We start from the raw sequence: 340 nt of genomic DNA, 5'->3' as shown, positions 1-340 counted from the left end.
CGCTGCACCGACACATTGATGCGGCCCTGGGCTGGCGTGTAGGCAATCGCGTTGTGCACCAGGTTGGCCAGCAGCTCATAGACGGCGGTGGCGGGGGCCTGCACTGCTGCGGCCATAGCGGCGCCCGGGTCGGCCTCGCCTTCGGCATCGACCTCAAAATCCTGGCCGCGCACATCGATCCAGCCCAGGTCCTGCTGCTTGTCCAGCGCCAGCGGCAGGTAGGCCAGCACCACCTCGCGCGCCACCGCATTGGCGTCGCAGACCTCGCCCTCCCGCGCCAGCTGCGCGGCAGGCTGGCTGGCATGGGCCAGCGCCAGCAGTTGCTCGGACACGCGGCGGC

1 pseudogene is annotated in these 340 nt (G+C 70.9%); it reads right to left on the bottom strand.

Annotated elements, in window-relative coordinates:
• Positions 1-340 (bottom strand): annotated as a pseudogene (locus tag H928_RS32460) (sensor histidine kinase); the annotation flags it as partial.

Source organism: Comamonas sp. B-9, from assembly GCF_000410635.1.
Classification (GTDB): Bacteria; Pseudomonadota; Gammaproteobacteria; order Burkholderiales; family Burkholderiaceae_C; genus Comamonas.
Note: the sequence above shows the minus strand (reverse complement) of the source record. Positions and strands in the feature narration are given on the sequence as shown.